The organism is Hymenobacter cavernae, assembly GCF_014641455.1.
Classification (GTDB): Bacteria; Bacteroidota; Bacteroidia; order Cytophagales; family Hymenobacteraceae; genus Hymenobacter; species Hymenobacter cavernae.
In genome coordinates, this window is record NZ_BMHT01000025.1 from 1 (window position 1) to 1,250 (window position 1,250).

General features: G+C 63.4%; 2 protein-coding genes. Both read left to right on the forward strand.

The genetic code is table 11. From position 1 onward, the window contains the following. Positions 1-51 precede the first annotated feature (51 nt). Entirely contained in the window at positions 52-354 is a 303-nt protein-coding gene (locus tag IEX74_RS23025; RefSeq protein WP_188816447.1) for a transposase, read from the forward strand. Continuing rightward, positions 351-1,220, forward strand: a complete 870-nt coding sequence (locus IEX74_RS23030) for an IS3 family transposase (RefSeq protein WP_229755438.1) — start codon at positions 351-353, stop codon at positions 1,218-1,220. The genes IEX74_RS23025 and IEX74_RS23030 overlap by 4 nt, the downstream gene beginning before the upstream one ends. The last annotated feature ends 30 nt before the right edge of the window (positions 1,221-1,250 follow it).

The window sequence follows — 1,250 nt, forward strand, 5'->3', positions numbered from 1 at the left end:
TGAGGTGGTCGAGTAAAAACAGACAGTGGCAAGTCTTATCTTCCACTGCCCATGCCCGACAAAATCATTCCAAGCGGCTCGCCGCTGACCCGCAAAAAATACACGCCGGCCTTTAAAGCCGAGTGCGTACGCCAGGTGGCCGCTGGGGCCCGGCAAACGGACGTGGCCCGTGCCCAGGGCCTGTCACCCGCCTTGCTCGGCCGCTGGCAGCGCCAGGCGTTAGCCGAGGCCGTGCCCAGCAGCGCGGAGCGTGACGAGATAAAGCGCCTGCGGGCCGAACTCAAACGCGTGGAACAGGAGCGCGATATTTTAAAAAAAGTCGTGACCATCTTTGCACAACCGCCTCAATCATGAGCCGTTACCAGTTCATCGAGCAGGTGGCGGCCACCGAGCCGGTGCAGGTGCTCTGCCGCGTGCTACACGTCAGTAGCGCTGGCTATTATCAGTGGCGGAGCCGGTCGGCGCGCCCAACGCCCGCTTGGGAGCCTGCGGCCAACGCCGCCTTTTCGCGTCATGCCCAGCGCTACGGCACCCGACGCTTGCGGGCAGAATTACGCGCCAAAGGGCACATTGTCGGACGCTATGCCTTGCGCACCTGGCTGCGTCGCTGCGGATTTCAAGCGCTCAGCACGCGGCCGCAACGCCCACGCACCACGATGGCCGACCCCGCGGCGGTTGTGGCCGAAAACCTACTTCTCGGCCAGCCTGCGCCCACCGCGCCCAATCAAGTGTGGGTCGGTGATATCACCTACCTGCCGCTGGTCGGTGGGCGCTGGTGCTACTTAGCCACCTGGCGCGATACCTGCTCGCGGCGCGTGGTCGGCTGGCACCTGGATACGCAGATGCCTACGGAACTGGTACTCACCGCGCTGGAACAGGCCCTGACGCTGCGCCAACCGGCTCCGGGCTTGGTTATCCACGCCGACCGCGGCAGTCAATACACCAGCTCGGCGTGCCGGGCGCGCATCGAAAAAGCCCAGGCACTGGCTAGCTATAGCCGGCCGGGCAATCCGTACGATAATGCCCAGGCCGAGGCCGGTTGGAGCACGCTCAAAACGGAATTGCTACCTCACGGCGGCGCGTTTGCCAGCCTGGAAGAGGCCCGCCTGGAGGTGGCCCATTACCTCGACATCTACTTCAACCTTGACCGCCGACACTCCGCACTAGGCTACCGCTCACCGCACCAATTCGAACTTGACTGCCAGATTAACTTATCTTAGCCAGCTGTCCGTTTTTACTGGACCACCCCA

Coding starts and splice junctions, on each gene's coding strand:
- IEX74_RS23025 (WP_188816447.1), top strand. CDS start 52: ATGCCCGACAAAATCATTCCAAGCGGCTCGCCGCTGACCCGCAAAAAA.
- IEX74_RS23030 (WP_229755438.1), top strand. CDS start 351: ATGAGCCGTTACCAGTTCATCGAGCAGGTGGCGGCCACCGAGCCGGTG.